Genomic DNA, 15639 nt, shown 5'->3' with positions numbered 1-15639 from the left:
GTGGGCCGAAAGGTGATGCCATACGCCTATTTTGTTACAAATACGCCTCATTGGGATAACCGTAGTGCTCCCAATAGCCAGTGATGGGCTTGTCGCTGAATTCCACACGGTTTAGCCACTTGATGGACTTATACCCGTACATTTTGGGTACCACCAAGCGAAGCGGTGCGCCTTGTGCTTGTTCCAGGGGTTGACCGTCCATTTCGTACGCCAGCAGGACAGACGGGTCCAACGCCTCTGACAAGCTGAGAGATTCGGTGTACGCGCCATCAAAGGAGTAGAAATTGACGTACTTCACGCGGCTTGTGGGCTCTACCAGTCTGACCAACTGGGACAAGTGAATCCCCCGCCAGTGCACATTGGGTACGCTCCAGCCCGTGACGCAGTGAAAGTCCTTGACTTCACTGTAGGGTGTGAGGGATTTGATTTGTGACCACGACAGTGTTTTGGCGGAAGTGACGTCGCCATCCACACGAAGGCGGTAAGCATCCAATGCCATGGACGGATAGCCGTTGACCACTGTGTAGTAGGCACCAAAGCGCTGGACACCGCGCGCGTTCGCTGTCGGACTGCTGCTGGCCCCTGGCCCAGCAGCGTGCAGGGCGCGGACAATCGAGATTGGATCGATAAACGTAATGGCCAGTGTTCCCAAGGCGCCCATGCCCGCGGAGCGGAGAAACAATCGACGCTCTGGATCGACACGGCCGGCGACCCCCGCGGCGTTTGGACGAATGCCGAGCGCTTTATAAAATGCGTGAATGAGAATCCACGCGCCCAACCCGATGGTCAGCCAGCCGTGCCATGAAAACGCATGGCTGGTGATGGTGGCTGGCAGCACGGTGCCACCCCACAAAAAGATGCCGGTGGCCACCAGCGGCACGCCCAACAGGATGGGCAGCGTCCAGTCGAATTTCCAGATGCGCCGCCCTTTGGGCAGAATCCGCAGAAAGGGGGTTATCAGTGTGATGGCGAAGATGAGCCCGAGCAAAATGTGAATTCGGTAGATAATCGGCAGATAGGGAATGAGGGGGGCGTGGACCGCTGGGAGGTAGAGTGCCATTCCACTGGCGGTCAAGAGGATGAAGGATGCAATGGTGTAGTGATGCAGCCCGACCAGCCACTTGGGCCATGTTCCGTGTTTGAACCACTGAATCCGCATGTTCATCCACTCCCAGCGCAGATCGCATTCACTTGGTCTGTATACTACAGCTGCGATCTTTCAGAGTCTGAACAGATTTCTTTCACAAATCTTACAAGCGGATGGGCATCATCGTTTGTGCAGGGGCAGCGTGAACCAGAATTCGTTTCCCTGCGTGGTGTTTGGCGGCGTACGTACGCCAATTTCACCGCCATGGAGTTCGACAAGGGAACGGGCAATCGCCAAGCCTAATCCAGCTCCGCCCGACCTTTTGTTACGCGATTTATCGACACGGTAAAATCGTTCGAAGACTCGTTTCGCGTCTTCGCCGGTCACCCGCTCGGCTTCATCTCGAATCGTCACTTCAATAAAGCCTGCATGGGGGTGTGCCTGGACGTTGATTCGTAACAGGCCGCCTTGGGGGGAATGGCGGACCGCGTTGTCGACCAAATTGTTGAGGACTCGCATCATCTTCTCCGGCATCAGATGGAGAACAGGGATGTCGTCACCGACAGACACGTGGACCTGCAGCATTTTTTCATGAATTCGCACGGAGTAACTGTCCAGTACTTCAATAATAATTTGGTCAAGGTGGCAGGGCACTGGTTCAAATGTCTCCTGTCCCGCCTCGAGTTTTGAGAGTTCAAATAGATCGTCAATGAGTGAATTCAATCGTCGTACTTCTCGATGGATGGTCGTGAGATAGGCTTGCGATGTTTCGGTATCATCGATGACCCTATCTTGCAGCGCTTCCACGAACGACTGAATTGACGCAATCGGTGTCCTCAAGTCGTGCGATACATTGGCAATCAATTCCCGGCGGGTTTTTTCGTCGAGTTCAAGCTGGCGCAGGTGACTTTGGAGCCGCGCTTTCATGTCTTGCACGGACCGGGTCAATTGACGAACTTCATACGGTCCCGATGGATGCATGGAGGCGTCTTCCAGCTGCCCGTCTCCCACCTGCTCGGCGAACCCAATGAGTTCCTGGATTGAACGGCTTACCGGGATGGTCATCCCCCAATAGGCGACAGACGAGAGGATGCCCGCAGCGATTGTGATGATGGTCAACAGCCGTGCCTGATGAACATCGAGCAGCATCATGGTGTGACTTGCCGCCACGGCAGCCACCAACAGGGCAATGCTTGCCGCGTTAATCAATAGTAACTGTGTCCGAAGCTTCATGTACGGCCCTCTCCACTGGGCTCAAATCGGTAACCAATTCCCCAGACGGTCCGAATGAAAACTGGCTGGGAAGGGTTTGTCTCGATTTTTTCGCGAAGTCTGCGAATCAGTACGGTGACGGCGCTGGTGTTCACGAGATTGTCGTATCCCCATACGAGATCTAACAATTGTCCTTTTGAAAAAACCTGCCCGGGCCGTCGTGCCATCACGCAGAGGACCTCAAATTCCTTCGCTGTTAAATCAATCGCCTGGCCGGCAATCATGACTCGCCGCACCGACAAGTCGATGGTCAGACGACCGTAGGACAAAACTGCTGAATCCTGCGGGTCAAGAGACTTTGAAAGATTGACTCGCCGGAGAACGTTGTGTATGCGGAGCATCAGTTCACGTGGGGAAAACGGTTTGGTGAGATAGTCATCGGCACCAAGGGTCAGTCCCATCAGTCTGTCCCGTTCGTCGCCACGGGCGGTGAGAATGATAATGGGTGTGTCGGCTTGCTGGCGAATCTCCTGACAAAGCTCATACCCATCCTTTCCCGGCAGCATGATGTCGACGACGACGAGATCGGTTTCGCAGCGTTGAAACATTGCACTGCCTTCATATCCGTCAGACGCGGCGAGGACTTCGTACCCTTCTCGTTCCATATAGCGCCTGCACACATCACGGATGTTCTCATCGTCCTCGATGACCAGGATTCGCTGCTTCAAAAGGCTCACCCCATTCTGGACATCAGCAGCAGGTGAGACCCGTTTGACACCTGTGTTCGTTGATGCAAGTACTTGAATTCCGATCTCGACGGTATCAAGCACGCCTCACTTTTTTGCTGTTCCCCCTCCATGATAACAAAGTTTGTCTCTGCTTTTGGCAGCCTCATGTGAACTGCGAACGCCGGCTTACCGCCCGCGCCGTGCGGCCCTGTCGCGTTTCCGGTCGAGACTCGCCTGCCGGACGGCTTCTGGGTGCCGAAGGGCAAGCATGGCGGCACGCCCCAGCATGAGGCCCGCGATGGAGAAGAGGTAGGGCAGCGTGCTGGTGGAGCCTTGAAACGCGGCACCGGGGCCCAGCAGGGGCACCAACAGAAAGTGGACGCCGTATCGAATGGGGATGGATGCCAGCCAAAACACGAGCGTCTTCCATGAACCTGCAACCATCCAACGGCCGTTTTCTTGATAGACGTGCGTCAAACGTCCCCGAATCAGTCCAACCACCAGGCTGAGCACGAGGGTGACGAGCAGGGAAATCCACCCCGCGAGTCCGACTTGTGCGTTACCAGCAGCGGCATAGATGGCGTAGACCCCCAAAATTCCCGGGAGAAGCAGTAACCTGCCGCTGAGCGGCCGCGGCGTGAGTTGGCGCTGAATCAGCACGCCGAGCAAAACAATCCCGATGATGATATCTCTTGCGTAAGATGCGTCGTGCACCTGAATTCCTCCTGTGTGTCTGGACTTTGCACCGTCGCGATGGGGTATCGCAATGGCGCAAGATGAGCGTACCGAACCACAAGAGAATTGGCGTCTACACGCAGGCTGACATTGCACGACGAAGTTTCACGGCCCTGTCTATCTTCAGATAGAGGTCCGATCCCGACCGGAACACGAAACGGCCCGTCCTCACTGGACGATTCCGTGGCGCAGTGCCAATACCACGGCTTGTGTTCGGTCCTCGACGCCGAACTTCTGCAGAATCCGGTGCACGTGCGTCTTGACCGTGCCTTCGGAAATATGGAGTTTCTGTGCGATTTGGTCGTTGCGCAGGCCCCATGCCATCTCCTGCAGGACTTCAAGCTCACGGTCGGTCAATGGGTCCAGCCCCACCTGTGACACAGGGGCTTGCGTTGGCGACTCGGGCGCCAGTGATATTGGTGCCGGCGGCATTGGCGTCGGCGGCTCGGGCGCCGCTGATGTTGCCGCATCGCGGGGCTTCTGCAAAATCGCGCGGGCCAGCGCCGCGGCGGCGGCGGCCGTGCGATAGAGCGCCTGTCCGCGATACACCGCCCGGATGCAGGCCATGAGTTCGTCCGCCTCGACATCTTTCAACAGGTAGCCGACGGCGCCGGCCCGGATGCCGTCGTACACATAGTCCGCGACGTCGAAGGTGGTCAGCAATAGGACCTTGGCATTGGGCAGCGCCTGTACAATGCGGCGGGTGGCGGTCAAGCCGTCTCCATTTGGCATTTGGATGTCCATGAGAATCACGTCCGGCTGCGCAGCCAGGGCGGCTTCAACGGCAGCCTCGCCGTTGTCCGCTTCGCCGCATACACAGAGGTCTGGTTCCGCGTCGATGAGGTAGCGCAGCCCTTCGCGGATGAGCCGCTGGTCGTCGACCAGCAGAACCCGGATGGTTTTGTCGTCAGTCGGCAAGCTGCATCGCCTCCCTTGCAAGTTCACCAGGCCATGGAATGACCGCTTCGATGCGCATCCCGTGGGGTTCCAGGGCCCGCCAGTGAAAGCTGCCGCCCGCATCTTGGCAGCGTGATCGCATACTTTGCATGCCGAAGCCCTCCGCAAGCGGTGCAAAGGCTCGCAGTTTTCCGTTGTCTTCGACAATCAGGCGCATGGCGGGGCCGTCCGGCAGATCGACAGGCTCCAGCCAGATGGAGACGCGGGTGGCTTCGCTGTGGCGGACCACGTTGGTCAACGCTTCCTGCAGCACTCTGTAGATGACCACGCCGGTCTCGAGGGCCCAGTGGTCAAACTGACTGGGCAGATGGAAATCAATCGAGAGGCGGCTGTTCGCTTCCACACTGTGCACCAGGGCGAGCAGCGCATCCGCGCTGGTGATGGGCGCCGCGCTCGCCACGTCCCGTACCGCCTGGCGCACTTCCTGGAGGCTCTGACGCGTCACCCGCAGCAGCGCTTTCACCTGCTGTTCGGCGCCTTGTGGGTCCTGTCGGATGCGATGCTGTAATGCCTGCAACTGGACCACCAGCGAGGTTAGGGCATGGCCGACGCTGTCGTGAATCTCCCGGCCAATCCGGTTACGTTCTGCGAGCACCGCAGCCTGCATCGCTTGGATGGACGCTTCCTGCAACTCGCGGTGGGCGGCCTGCAAGGCTTGATGGGCAAGCTCAAGGTCGCGGAGGTATTGCTGCTGTGCTTCGCGGGCGCGGCGGCGCACGCCCGCCGACAGGGTGCCCAGGTAAACCCCGACCAGACCCGCAAGGTAGCCGATGTAGGCGATGAGCGGGGCTGAGCCGAACGGTTTCACGACGATGAGCATCAGCAGAAATCCGGTAAACGTAGGCAGGCCCATCCACCAGGCCGCTTTCCCGCGCACTCTGGAGCCTGTCATGCCCGCAATGAAAAACGTCAGTGTGCTGCCCAATTCATTGTGTTGTACAAACAAGGAGAGGCAGACGGTGACCACAAGCATGCCTGCACTGGCGAGGGGAAACCAGCGATGCGTCGTGCGCCGGCGCGGCATGGCGAGGATGTAGGCGCCATACAGTGCGCATTCCAGCATCGTCGCGGTGCGTACGACGACGGCACCGGTGGTCATCTTGGCCCACATGTCGTACACGACGAGTCCAAACAGGATGACGCGGCGTGACACGAAATTCACCGTCTCGTGACGGGTTGTCAAACTCATCAAACCGCCCCCTGCGCCAAGCCTACCACACTCCGGTCAAAGTGACAGAGTCGAATGACGGGGAAACGGGTCGTCGGGTCGGTGTGGGGCCTCTTTTCACAGGAGGCGGCACGCATCGGGTGAAGCGCCCGTCGGGTTAACTCGGAAACAGCACGTACGGGCCCGGGCCAATGAGGGCGATCCCGATGGTGACGACGATGAGCATGAAGGTGTATTCGAATCCCCCTTTGTCAATCCAGAATCCGTTTTTCCGGTGCACAATCGCAATGGCGTCCATCATGACCACGCTGATGAGCGCAGCGCCCACCGCAGTCAGAAACCCGGTGCAAAACAGAAAGCCTCCGACCAGTTCAAACAGCCCAGCCGCGATGCTCCAGAAGCGGCCGCCGCGTTCGATGCCAAGCGATTTCAGCCACTGTGCAAAGCCAACCGGGCCGCCGCCGCCGAACCACCCAAACAACTTTTGACACCCATGGCCCATCATCGTGATCCCAATCGCCAGCCGGATGATGAGGAGTCCAATGCCAATCAAGCTGGCATCGTTGAGATTTTGAATCAGCATGTGCCACCCTCGCTTTTCAGCCCATCGTGATGGACAAACCGATCGCAATAGGTTAGTGATATGTTTGCAGCGAAAATCTATGCAATGGACGGCAGCGTGTGCAGTCCATTGAGAAAGACTCGCATGGCGAAATAGAGAAACAGCCCCGCGAAGGTGAGCGACAGCAGCCGGAGCAGGGCGGGGCCCATCCGCCTGCCCAGCTGGCCGCTGACGAAGGCGATGGCGCCCGACCATCCCACCCCGGCGCAAAAAAACCCGAGAAACAGCTTGAGAAGGGATGCCTCGGGCGTGCCGTGGTGGTCATCGGCCGCGATGATGCTGCCCCCCACGGTCGCAAACCACAAGATGGACGTCGGCGACGACAGGGCCAGGCCGAGGCCGGTCAGCAGATCACGAACGCCAGCCCCGCCCGTTGCCGCTGCCGCGGGTGTTGTGGCGGCTGTTTCGGCGGCGGTGCCCTGCGTTTGCGTTCCCGCCGCCGCATCCGCGGTGGGTGCTGCGCCGGCCGTGAGCCGCCCGGGGCGGATGCTCTCTCGAACCATCTGCATCGAAAACCACAGGAGGACGATGGTTCCACCGATCCACAGGACCCACCGGATGGCGGCAAACTGCAGCAGGGCGGAAATGCCCGCCATGGACAGGACCGCGTACATCAAATCCCCAAACGACGAGCCAAAACCGACACAAAATGACGGCAGAAAACCGCGTTCCAATCCGGTTGTAATGATGGCGACATTCACGATGCCCAAGTCCAGACATAACGAGAGGGAGAGTAGAAAGCCAGTCAGAAACATGTTGTGCCTCCGTGTCACGCTTTGCCGTAAATTCCTGCCTTCATACGGTACAATCAACATGGAGTGTACCACATTGAACTGGCTGAATATGACTGACCGAACATGGAACAGGGTGCCATCGCCCGATTGGAAAGGAAGTTGTTGTATTGCATTCCCTGCAATCTCCAGATTACAGCCTTCTCATCAGCCGTCACGCAGGCATTCGCGTGCAGCAGGCCAGCGCTGCGATTCGTCTGCTTGAAGAAGGAAACACGATTCCGTTTATCGCGCGTTATCGCAAGGAAATGACGGGCGAGCTGGATGAAAACCAACTGCGTGACATCGCACAGCGGTATGAATTCGAAAAGACGTTGTATGCGCGCAAGACAGATGTTTTGCGCCTGTTGGAAGAGCAAGGCGTGCTTGCGGATGAGGAACTTGCCAGCAACTTGTTGAACAACATTGCATCTGCCAGCACCCTGACGGAAGTGGAGGACATCTATCGCCCGTACCGGCCGAAGCGCAAGACGCGCGCCTCCGTTGCCAAGGCGCGGGGGCTCGAGCCGCTTGCGGCGTGGCTGCTGCAGGCGGCACCCAATACACCGCAGTCCGCGATTGAGGCACAAGCCGCCGCGTATGTTTCACCTGACCAGGAGGTCCCGACCGTTGAGGACGCCTTGCAGGGCGCCCTGGATATCCTCGCGGAGCAAATCTCGGATGATGCCAAGACCCGCCAGCTGGTCCGGAGCTTGACGCTGCGCAAGGCCAGTCTTCGCAGTGCTGCCGTTGACCCGGACGCGGTCACCGTGTACCAGCAGTACTACGACTACACGGAGCCGCTTCGCAAAGTCCCGCCGCACCGGATCCTGGCGATGAACCGCGGGGAGCGCGAGGCGGTGCTCAAGGTCTCGATTGTTGCGCCGCAGGAAGAAATTCTGTCGGTGCTGACCAACCACCACATTGGGATGTACCCCGTGCCGGACGCACCATGCGCCGCGCGGTACCGGGCTGACGCGGTCGCGGATGCCTACAAGCGCCTCATTGCGCCCGCCGTGGAGCGGGAGATTCGTGCCGACCTGACCGAGCGGGCCGAGGCGCACGCGATTCAGATTTTCGGCCAGAACCTGCGCAGTCTGCTGCTGCAGCCGCCGCTTCGCAAAAAGCGGGTGCTGGGGGTCGATCCCGCCTATCGCACGGGCTGCAAGCTGGCCGCCGTCGACGACACCGGGAAGCTGTTGGAGGTGGCTGTGATTTACCCCACCCCCCCGCAGAACAAGGTGCAGGAAGCCACGGAGACGGTGCTGCAGCTGCTTGCGCGGCATGAACTCGACGTCATTGCCATCGGGAACGGCACCGCTTCGCGTGAAACCGAGGCGTTCATCGCCGACTGCGTGCGGGCGTTTCACGAGTCGTCCGACCGCGTCGTGCCCTATCTCATCGTCTCGGAAGCCGGCGCCAGCGTCTACTCCGCTTCGCCGCTCGCGGGCGAGGAGTTCCCCGACCTTGATGTGTCGGAACGAAGCGCCATCTCCATCGCCAGGCGGGTGCAGGACCCGCTGGCAGAGCTCGTGAAAATCGATCCACAGTCCGTCGGGGTGGGCCAGTACCAGCACGACGTCTCGCAAAAGGAGCTGGCGGCGCAGCTTCGTGCAGTCGTCGAAAGCGCCGTCAACCAGGTCGGTGTCGACGTCAACACCGCGTCTCCGAGCTTGCTGGCGTACGTCTCGGGCCTCACCAGATCGACAGCGAAAAACATCGTGGCGTTCCGCGAACAAAATGGGCGCTTTCGCAGCCGCGCGGCCCTGGCGCAGGTGCCCCGCATGGGCCCGAAGACGCTCGAGCAGTGCGTGGGCTTTTTGCGCATTCCGGACGGCGACAACGTCCTCGATGCGACGCCTATTCACCCGGAGTCCTATCCGGTCGTCGAACAGCTCCTGGCCCGCACCGGACGCGACGCGGCGGTGCTGCGCAACCCGCCTGAGCGCTCCGCGTGGCTCGCTGCCTTGCAGGCACAACCGCTGCACGAATTGGCAGCCGATCTCGGCGTTGGTGCGCCCACCCTGCGCGACATCCTGGAGGCCCTCGAGCGTCCCGGGCGCGATCCGCGGGAAGATGTTGCACCGCCCGTGCTGCGAACGGACGTGATGAAGCTGGAAGACATCGCCGTCGGCATGGAACTGGCGGGCACCGTTCGGAATGTGGTGGATTTTGGCGCGTTTGTCGACGTGGGCGTCAAAAATGACGGACTCGTGCATATCTCCGAACTAAGTGATTCATATGTTCGACATCCCATGGACGTGGTCAGTGTGGGGGACGTGGTCCAGGTGCGGGTCATCCAGATTGACCTCGTGCGGGGGCGGCTGGGATTGTCGATGAAGCGGGGGGGACCAGTATGAAGCAGCCGTTGGCAAAGGGGACGGGCCGTGGGACGGCGAGTGGTGAGGCGGCGGGCGGCCAGGCCGTGGGCAGTCAGTCCGTTGGAGGTCAGGCGGCCGGCAGTCAGGGCCGGTTCATCTTGGTCGTCGACCAGGGCACGACCAGCACGCGGGCGATTTTGTTCGACCGCGCGGGCCGCATGCAGGCGATGGCGCAGCGGGAAATCACGCAGCTGTACCCGGCGCGCGGCTGGGTGGAGCACAACGCGATGGAAATCTGGGGCAGCGTCCAGTCCGTGATTGCCGAGCTGTTGGCCGCCCACCGCATCAACCCCAAGGAGATTTGTGCCATCGGGATCGCCAATCAACGCGAAACCACGGTGGTGTGGGACAAGGCGACCGGCGCGCCGGTTTACAACGCCATCGTCTGGCAGTCGCGACAGACGGCCGACCTCTGTGAGGCGCTGAAGGCCGCAGGGTACGACGAGATGGTTCGGCGCAAAACGGGGCTGCTCATCGACGCCTACTTCTCGGGGACCAAGGTGAAGTGGATTCTCGACAACATCCCTGGCGCGCGCCAGCAGGCGGAGCGCGGGGAACTGCTGTTTGGGACGGTGGACTCGTGGATTGTCTGGAAACTCACCGGCGGCCGCGTGCACGTCACGGACTACACCAATGCCTCGCGTACGCTGTTGTACAACATTCACGACCTCACGTGGGATGAGGAACTGCTGCAGATGTTGGACATCCCGGCCTGCATGCTGCCGCAGGTACGGCCGTCGTCGGAGGTGTACGGCGTGACCGACAAAGACTTGTTTTTCAACCACGCCATCCCCATTGCCGGCATCGCCGGGGACCAGCAGGCGGCGCTGTTCGGGCAGGCTTGCTTTGAGCCGGGCATGGCCAAGAACACCTACGGCACCGGCTGCTTCATGTTGATGAATACGGGTACGCAGGCGGTCGTATCTTCGCAGGGGCTGCTCACGACCATCGCCTGGGGGATGGGCGGGCAGGTTGAATACGCCTTGGAAGGCAGTATTTTTGTGGCCGGCGCGGCGGTGCAGTGGCTTCGCGACGGACTGCGCATGATTCAGTCGGCGGTCGAAACGGAGACGTACGCCAACCGCGTGGCTTCTACGGAAGGCGTGTACGTGGTGCCGGCCTTTGTGGGGCTGGGGACGCCCTATTGGGATCCCGATGTCCGCGGCGCCATTTTCGGCCTGACCCGCGGCACCACGAAGGAGCACTTGATTCGCGCGACCCTGGAGTCTCTGGCGTACCAGGTGAAGGACGTCCTCGGCGTCATGGAAGAGGAGGCCGGGCTGACGCTCAAAACCCTGCGTGTGGACGGAGGGGCGACGGCCAACGACTTCCTGATGCAGTTTCAGAGCGACCTGCTGGGCGTGCCAGTCGAACGGCCGCGGGTGCTGGAGACGACAGCGCTGGGCGCGGCGTACCTGGCAGGGCTTGCGGTGGGATTTTGGCAGGGGCGCGCGGACATCCAGCAGAACTGGTCGCTCGAGCGGCAGTTCACGAGTCGGTGGGATGACGCAGCGCGGCGGGCAGCGTACGCCGGATGGTGCAAGGCTGTGGCGGCCGCACAAGCGTTTCGGTGACGGCCTCGCGAATCTACAGACTGGTGCCGACAAGCAAAGCCGCGATGACAGGTGCGCAAAGGCGCTCGTCGAACAGGCCGCTGGGCGGAAGTGACCTGTTGAGTGTTGAGCACCTGCTCGACGACTCGAGCCAGCAAGCACGGTAACACTCTACACAATCCCATAAACCAACAAGCTCACCGGACAACCTAAAGGATCAGCTTATTTTTATTCAGTTCATTTAGATAGTTTTGTATACTAGACAAAAATAGCTTATTGTTATTCTTCATTTCATCCATTTTGCTGCTATTATCAGGTAGATACTTCAAGAATGACTGCAGCCGTTCCATATCTGCATTTGAAACGTCATTCTCAATACTATCCATCCCGAGTGTACTGAATATGATGGATAATTCCTCGAATGAAAGATCGTTGGTTGCAGCAGCGTACTGCTGGTATTCACCGGATACCGTAAGAAACTTGACAGCAGCGTCGTGTAAAGCCGACTCCCGGTGATTTTGCCGAAATGCCTGTAGGTCGTCCATCCCATTGTGGACTTGAATACTTTGATAGACGATTGCCCCTGGTGATGTTCGATGATGCCATAGCGCTACAATACCAAATGCAAGGATTACGTTCATCAAAACGGACGTACCCAGCAGGATGGGGAACACCCTTGTCATCATTGCATCATCCTCCAATGGCTATTTGCCCCTCTTTGGTAGAAGGGGCCACCTTTCATTTGGTGGCCCCGCTGTCCCGCATTGGCTTACATCGACAGGGGCTGTTCATCATAGGGCGTGCGGTTGTGGGTGCGCGCGGCGAGGCCGTATGACAGAATCGCCCCCGCTTCGCACACCGCGATCACGATGCCCATCGGCACCGCGTCATAACTGCCGCCCAACCCGACGAGGGGTGCGGCGACACCGCCGGCGAACATCTGGGCAACGCCCAGCAGCCCCGAAGCACTGCCGGCTGCCTGACCTTGCGATTGCATCGCGAGCGAGGTGGCGGTTGTGGAGACGAGGCCCACACTCGCGACGACGAAGAACAAGCAGATGACCACGGCCGTCAGGTTCGGACCCGTCAGCACCACCACCAGCAGCGCCAGGCCGAACACACAGGCAATGAGCAGTCCAGTCATCAAGATACGCAACTCTCCGACGCGTCCGGATAGCCGCCCGGCGAGTTGGCTCGCGATGATGATGCCGACGCCGTTGACGGCAAAGATGACGCTGAATGCTTGTGCAGAGAGTCCGAAAATGTTTTGGATCACGAACGGCGAGCCGGAAATATACGAAAACATGGCCGCGAAAACGAGGCCTTGAGACCCCGCGAAGCCGACGAATCTGCGGTCGCTCAGAAGTCCGCGAAAGTTCCGGAGTGTTTTCGGAATCCCGCCCTGGACACGCCGCTCAGCCGGCAGGCTTTCTTTCAGGTACAGCGCACTTGCCGTCAGCATGAGGGCGCCCAGAATGGTGAGCACAACGAACACGCCGTGCCAGGAGGTGAATCGCAGCAGCTGTCCGCCGACCACAGGCGCCAGGATGGGTGCCACCCCGTTGACCAGCATCAACAGCGAATAAAAGCGGGTTAGCTCACTGCCCGAATACAGGTCGCGTGCGACGGCCCGGGCGATCACGATGCCGAAAGCGCCCGCCAGGCCCTGGATGAACCGCAAAACCACGAGCGGCCAGATGGAGGGCGTAAACGCGCACAGCAGCGACGCGATGGCGTACACGCCGACGCCGGCCAAGAGGGGTGTCCGCCGCCCTCTGGCGTCGCTGAGCGGCCCGGCCAACAGCTGTCCGAGCGCCAGGCCCAGCAAGCAGCAGGTCAATGACAGCTGCGCCATGGATGCGGTGGTATGCAGGTCCTTGGTTAGAGAAGGGAGCGACGGCAGATACATATCAATCGACAGTGGACCGAATGCCGTCAGGGAGCCGAGCAGGACGGCTTTGCCCAGTCTTCCGGTGTGCATTGGTTCTGTGTTCGCCACGGCAAATCCCTCCGACGATGGTTTTGTGTCCTGAACTTCGGTTTCGTTCCACGGTACGCCAGACATCATTATAGCAACCCAGTTTGCGGAGGCCTACCGGGATCGACCGGAAATTCCGCAATGGCGGGGACACTTCGCGCACCTCTGCCATAGTGTATGGAGAGACTCCTTGCAAGGAGTGACATGGACAGAGGAGGGTAAGCCGTGCCGAAGAAACCTGTCAAACGCGTTCGCCGACAACTGACAGCCAATTCGAAACAAGCGTCGCCGTCAGGCAACCGGCAGCCAGCCGCCGGTCCATCCGCGGCTGCGGCACCTGGGCGTCAATCCGCGTTCGAAACCTTGAAATCCAACTTGAGCGGGAAGCGGAAAGCGATTTTTGAGATACTGGACGACGTCAAAAAGGTGAAGCCTGACCAATGGCAAGATCCGAACGAGGTCGAGAATCTCGCCAAAAACTTCGCCAATAAACTAGGCCTCCCGGTACCTGAACAACGCATCAAGCAGTTCGTGAACGCCTATAAGGACGCCACCAAGAACGGCCCCAATGCGAACGTTGACGAATTGGTCCAAAAGTACGGGCAGAATGTCGACGAAAAGACCGTCAAAGAAATCAAGAAATTCGTCCCCAAATCGACAAAGTAAGAGAAACCACGAAGGAAGCAGCATGGTGTCGATCTCGGTGATGCAGCCAGCCTGGTGCACGCGCCAGCCGTGCACCGCGGCATGGCGAGGAGCGGCGAACGTGAGGTTCGCCGCTTTGCGTTTGTAGGGGAGGGGATGGGGCGGATGGGGGCGGATGGCCCAAGCCGCGGGGTGGCGGCAGGAACGGGCGGATGGGGCGGATGGCCCAAGCCGCGGGGTGGCCCAAGCCACGGGTGGCCCGCAGGTGACCGTTGGCGCCGGGCGCTCGAGCTTGGCGGGCTGCGGCGCACCTTACTCTTTGGGCGTGTTGGCGGCAGCGTCCTGGGACGACGTTTCGCCTCCCTCGGAGCGGCCGCCCAACACCTGGCTGCCCAGTGGAGAATTCATCAGCGCCATGAGGACGTTCGTGAAGTCCTCCGTCGTCAGGTTTTTTCCCTTGTTCTTGACCAACTTGTCCAGCACGCCACTTTCCCGTAAGGAATTGGACGTGACGAACAAGGTATCTAGGATTTGATCGGCCTGTTGCAAGTACTTCATCCAGTTTTTCACCGTGTTTCGAAGGCTGCCGACCGATTTAATGGATTCCTGGATGTTTTTCGGCGTCAACAAGTCGCCGAGGTGATTCTTTTTCGCCGGCGTCACGGTGGCGGGCCTGCTTTTTGGACGTGGGCGCGCAACGGGCTTTCGTCGAGCAGGCCGCCTGGCAGACTTGGCAGGCTGCCGCAGGTTTCCCTTGGCAAGCCGAATGTCTCGCAACAGCTCGGCCCGCAGCTGCTGGTTGGGGCGCGGGGAAGCGTCCAACTCCTTCAGTTGCCTGCGAAGCTGGCGCAAGTGTTGTGGCGACTCAGCACGGGGCTTGCGTGTGCGCATGCTTCCACCTCCCGTCCAGCGGTGTTCTCTCATCACGATATTCTATTGGGATGTTGCGGAAATGGTGAGGGTGGATGCGGGGATAAACGTCCCATTGCCAAGGCAGACTAGCGATCGCGACGGTCCTTGCGCCGCATGGCTCGCGGCGGTTCGCGCGGGGACACGCGGGGCGGAAGGCACTATTACAGACTCTGAAGGGAGCTGCAGGCATGGGTGAACAATTCGAACGTTCCCTCCACAGCAAGTACGGGGGCGTACATTTTACGCAACTGAAACCGACGCAGGAGATTAACGAATTCGTGCGCAGCTTGCCGGATGAACAGCGGGACAGCATCTTCGAGGTCATGCATGCCCTCGACGAGAACGGCTACATCCACATTGAAAATGACGGCGCATGGATCGATCCGGAGGGAGAAGAGCACCCTTAGGGGCAGGGGGCTTCGCACCGACGGGTGGCCCTGCAGGTCCTGGATAAGGCATGAAATCCGCCTTAACCCGTCCGCCGTGGCGGGTGCAGCCGCGCACTAGGGCACGTAAGGTTCCCTATGGTCGATCCCGGTGGCCCTGCAGGTCCTGGATAAGGCATGAAACCCGCCTTAACGGGTCCGCCGTGGCGGGTGCAGCCGCGTGCTAGGGCACGTAAGGTTCCTTATGGTCGATCCCGGCGGCCCGGCAGGTTCCGGATAAGGCATGAAACCCGCCTTAACGCGTCGGGATCGGCGGGTCAAGGGGGGTGCAGCCGCGCACTAGGGCACGTAAGGTTCCTTATGGTCGATCCCGGCGGCCCTGCAGGTCCCGGATAAGGCATGAAACCCGCCTTAACGCGCCCGCCGTGGCGGGTGCAGCCGCGCGCTAGGGCACGTAAGGTTCCTTATGGTCGATCCCGGTGGCCCTGCAGGTCTTGGATAAGGC

General features: G+C 59.9%; 15 protein-coding genes. 4 read left to right on the top strand and 11 right to left on the bottom strand.

The genetic code is table 11. The features are described from left to right. Positions 1–34: 34 nt before the first annotated feature. The 8 genes from JI721_RS06015 to JI721_RS05980 form a co-directional block, all read right to left on the bottom strand. A complete protein-coding gene (locus JI721_RS06015) occupies positions 35–1159 on the bottom strand; it encodes a molybdopterin-dependent oxidoreductase (RefSeq protein ID WP_274457157.1) in 1125 nt (374 codons plus the stop codon). 108 nt (positions 1160–1267) lie between these two features. Continuing rightward, the gene (locus JI721_RS06010) at positions 1268–2320 is read right to left on the bottom strand and encodes a sensor histidine kinase (RefSeq protein ID WP_274457156.1); all 1053 of its coding nucleotides are present in this window, start codon (positions 2318–2320) and stop codon (positions 1268–1270) included. Continuing rightward, positions 2317–3027, bottom strand: a complete 711-nt coding sequence (locus JI721_RS06005; RefSeq protein WP_274457155.1) for a response regulator transcription factor — start codon at positions 3025–3027, stop codon at positions 2317–2319. Before JI721_RS06005 ends, JI721_RS06010 begins: the two co-directional genes overlap by 4 nt. Before the next feature lie 186 nt (positions 3028–3213). Continuing rightward, positions 3214–3741, bottom strand: a complete 528-nt coding sequence (locus tag JI721_RS06000) for a hypothetical protein (RefSeq protein WP_274457154.1) — start codon at positions 3739–3741, stop codon at positions 3214–3216. 189 nt (positions 3742–3930) lie between these two features. Continuing rightward, positions 3931–4680 carry a response regulator gene (locus tag JI721_RS05995; RefSeq protein ID WP_274457153.1) on the bottom strand — a complete coding sequence of 250 codons (750 nt, stop codon included), beginning with the start codon at positions 4678–4680 and terminating at the stop codon, positions 3931–3933. After that, positions 4670–5908, bottom strand: coding sequence for a sensor histidine kinase (locus JI721_RS05990; protein ID WP_274457151.1), 1239 nt, complete (start codon positions 5906–5908; stop codon positions 4670–4672). Before JI721_RS05990 ends, JI721_RS05995 begins: the two co-directional genes overlap by 11 nt. Before the next feature lie 136 nt (positions 5909–6044). Next, positions 6045–6440 (bottom strand): DoxX family protein, encoded by a 396-nt coding sequence (locus JI721_RS05985; RefSeq protein ID WP_274457710.1) that lies wholly within the window; start codon positions 6438–6440, stop codon positions 6045–6047. A 107-nt stretch (positions 6441–6547) separates the two neighbouring features. Further along, the gene (locus JI721_RS05980; protein WP_274457150.1) at positions 6548–7264 is read right to left on the bottom strand and encodes a LysE family translocator; all 717 of its coding nucleotides are present in this window, start codon (positions 7262–7264) and stop codon (positions 6548–6550) included. 155 nt (positions 7265–7419) lie between these two features. Here JI721_RS05980 and JI721_RS05975 point away from each other — a divergent pair, with 155 nt between their 5' ends. After that, entirely contained in the window at positions 7420–9639 is a 2220-nt protein-coding gene (locus JI721_RS05975; protein ID WP_407654097.1) for a Tex family protein, read from the top strand. Next, a complete protein-coding gene (gene glpK, locus JI721_RS05970; RefSeq protein WP_274457147.1) occupies positions 9636–11234 on the top strand; it encodes a glycerol kinase GlpK in 1599 nt (532 codons plus the stop codon). The genes JI721_RS05975 and glpK overlap by 4 nt, the downstream gene beginning before the upstream one ends. 188 nt (positions 11235–11422) lie before the next feature. Here glpK and JI721_RS05965 read toward each other — a convergent pair whose 3' ends face one another. Beyond that, positions 11423–11899 carry a hypothetical protein gene (locus tag JI721_RS05965; RefSeq protein ID WP_274457146.1) on the bottom strand — a complete coding sequence of 159 codons (477 nt, stop codon included), beginning with the start codon at positions 11897–11899 and terminating at the stop codon, positions 11423–11425. An 83-nt stretch (positions 11900–11982) separates the two neighbouring features. After that, complete coding sequence (locus tag JI721_RS05960; protein ID WP_274457708.1) at positions 11983–13194, bottom strand: multidrug effflux MFS transporter; 1212 nt, start codon at positions 13192–13194, stop codon at positions 11983–11985. A 222-nt stretch (positions 13195–13416) separates the two neighbouring features. Between JI721_RS05960 and JI721_RS05955 the strand changes: the two genes are divergently transcribed. Continuing rightward, the gene (locus tag JI721_RS05955; protein ID WP_274457145.1) at positions 13417–13857 is read left to right on the top strand and encodes a hypothetical protein; all 441 of its coding nucleotides are present in this window, start codon (positions 13417–13419) and stop codon (positions 13855–13857) included. A gap of 291 nt (positions 13858–14148) precedes the next feature. Here the strand turns inward: JI721_RS05955 and JI721_RS05950 are convergent, their stop codons facing one another. Beyond that, positions 14149–14727 (bottom strand): hypothetical protein, encoded by a 579-nt coding sequence (locus JI721_RS05950; protein WP_274457144.1) that lies wholly within the window; start codon positions 14725–14727, stop codon positions 14149–14151. A 209-nt stretch (positions 14728–14936) separates the two neighbouring features. Here JI721_RS05950 and JI721_RS05945 point away from each other — a divergent pair, with 209 nt between their 5' ends. Beyond that, positions 14937–15155: a hypothetical protein gene (locus tag JI721_RS05945; RefSeq protein ID WP_274457143.1), complete on the top strand. Its 219-nt coding sequence runs from the start codon at positions 14937–14939 to the stop codon at positions 15153–15155. Positions 15156–15639 lie beyond the last annotated feature (484 nt).

The sequence above is a fragment of the Alicyclobacillus cycloheptanicus genome, from assembly GCF_028751525.1.
Classification (GTDB): domain Bacteria; phylum Bacillota; class Bacilli; order Alicyclobacillales; family Alicyclobacillaceae; genus Alicyclobacillus_L; species Alicyclobacillus_L cycloheptanicus.
The sequence above is the reverse complement of the archived record's forward strand: the minus strand, read 5'-3'. Positions and strand labels throughout refer to the sequence as shown.

Coding starts and splice junctions, on each gene's coding strand:
- JI721_RS06015 (WP_274457157.1), bottom strand. CDS start 1,159: ATGCGGATTCAGTGGTTCAAACACGGAACATGGCCCAAGTGGCTGGTC.
- JI721_RS06010 (WP_274457156.1), bottom strand. CDS start 2,320: ATGAAGCTTCGGACACAGTTACTATTGATTAACGCGGCAAGCATTGCC.
- JI721_RS05990 (WP_274457151.1), bottom strand. CDS start 5,908: ATGAGTTTGACAACCCGTCACGAGACGGTGAATTTCGTGTCACGCCGC.
- JI721_RS05980 (WP_274457150.1), bottom strand. CDS start 7,264: ATGTTTCTGACTGGCTTTCTACTCTCCCTCTCGTTATGTCTGGACTTG.
- glpK (WP_274457147.1), top strand. CDS start 9,636: ATGAAGCAGCCGTTGGCAAAGGGGACGGGCCGTGGGACGGCGAGTGGT.
- JI721_RS05965 (WP_274457146.1), bottom strand. CDS start 11,899: ATGATGACAAGGGTGTTCCCCATCCTGCTGGGTACGTCCGTTTTGATG.
- JI721_RS05960 (WP_274457708.1), bottom strand. CDS start 13,194: ATGCACACCGGAAGACTGGGCAAAGCCGTCCTGCTCGGCTCCCTGACG.
- JI721_RS05950 (WP_274457144.1), bottom strand. CDS start 14,727: ATGCGCACACGCAAGCCCCGTGCTGAGTCGCCACAACACTTGCGCCAG.
- JI721_RS05945 (WP_274457143.1), top strand. CDS start 14,937: ATGGGTGAACAATTCGAACGTTCCCTCCACAGCAAGTACGGGGGCGTA.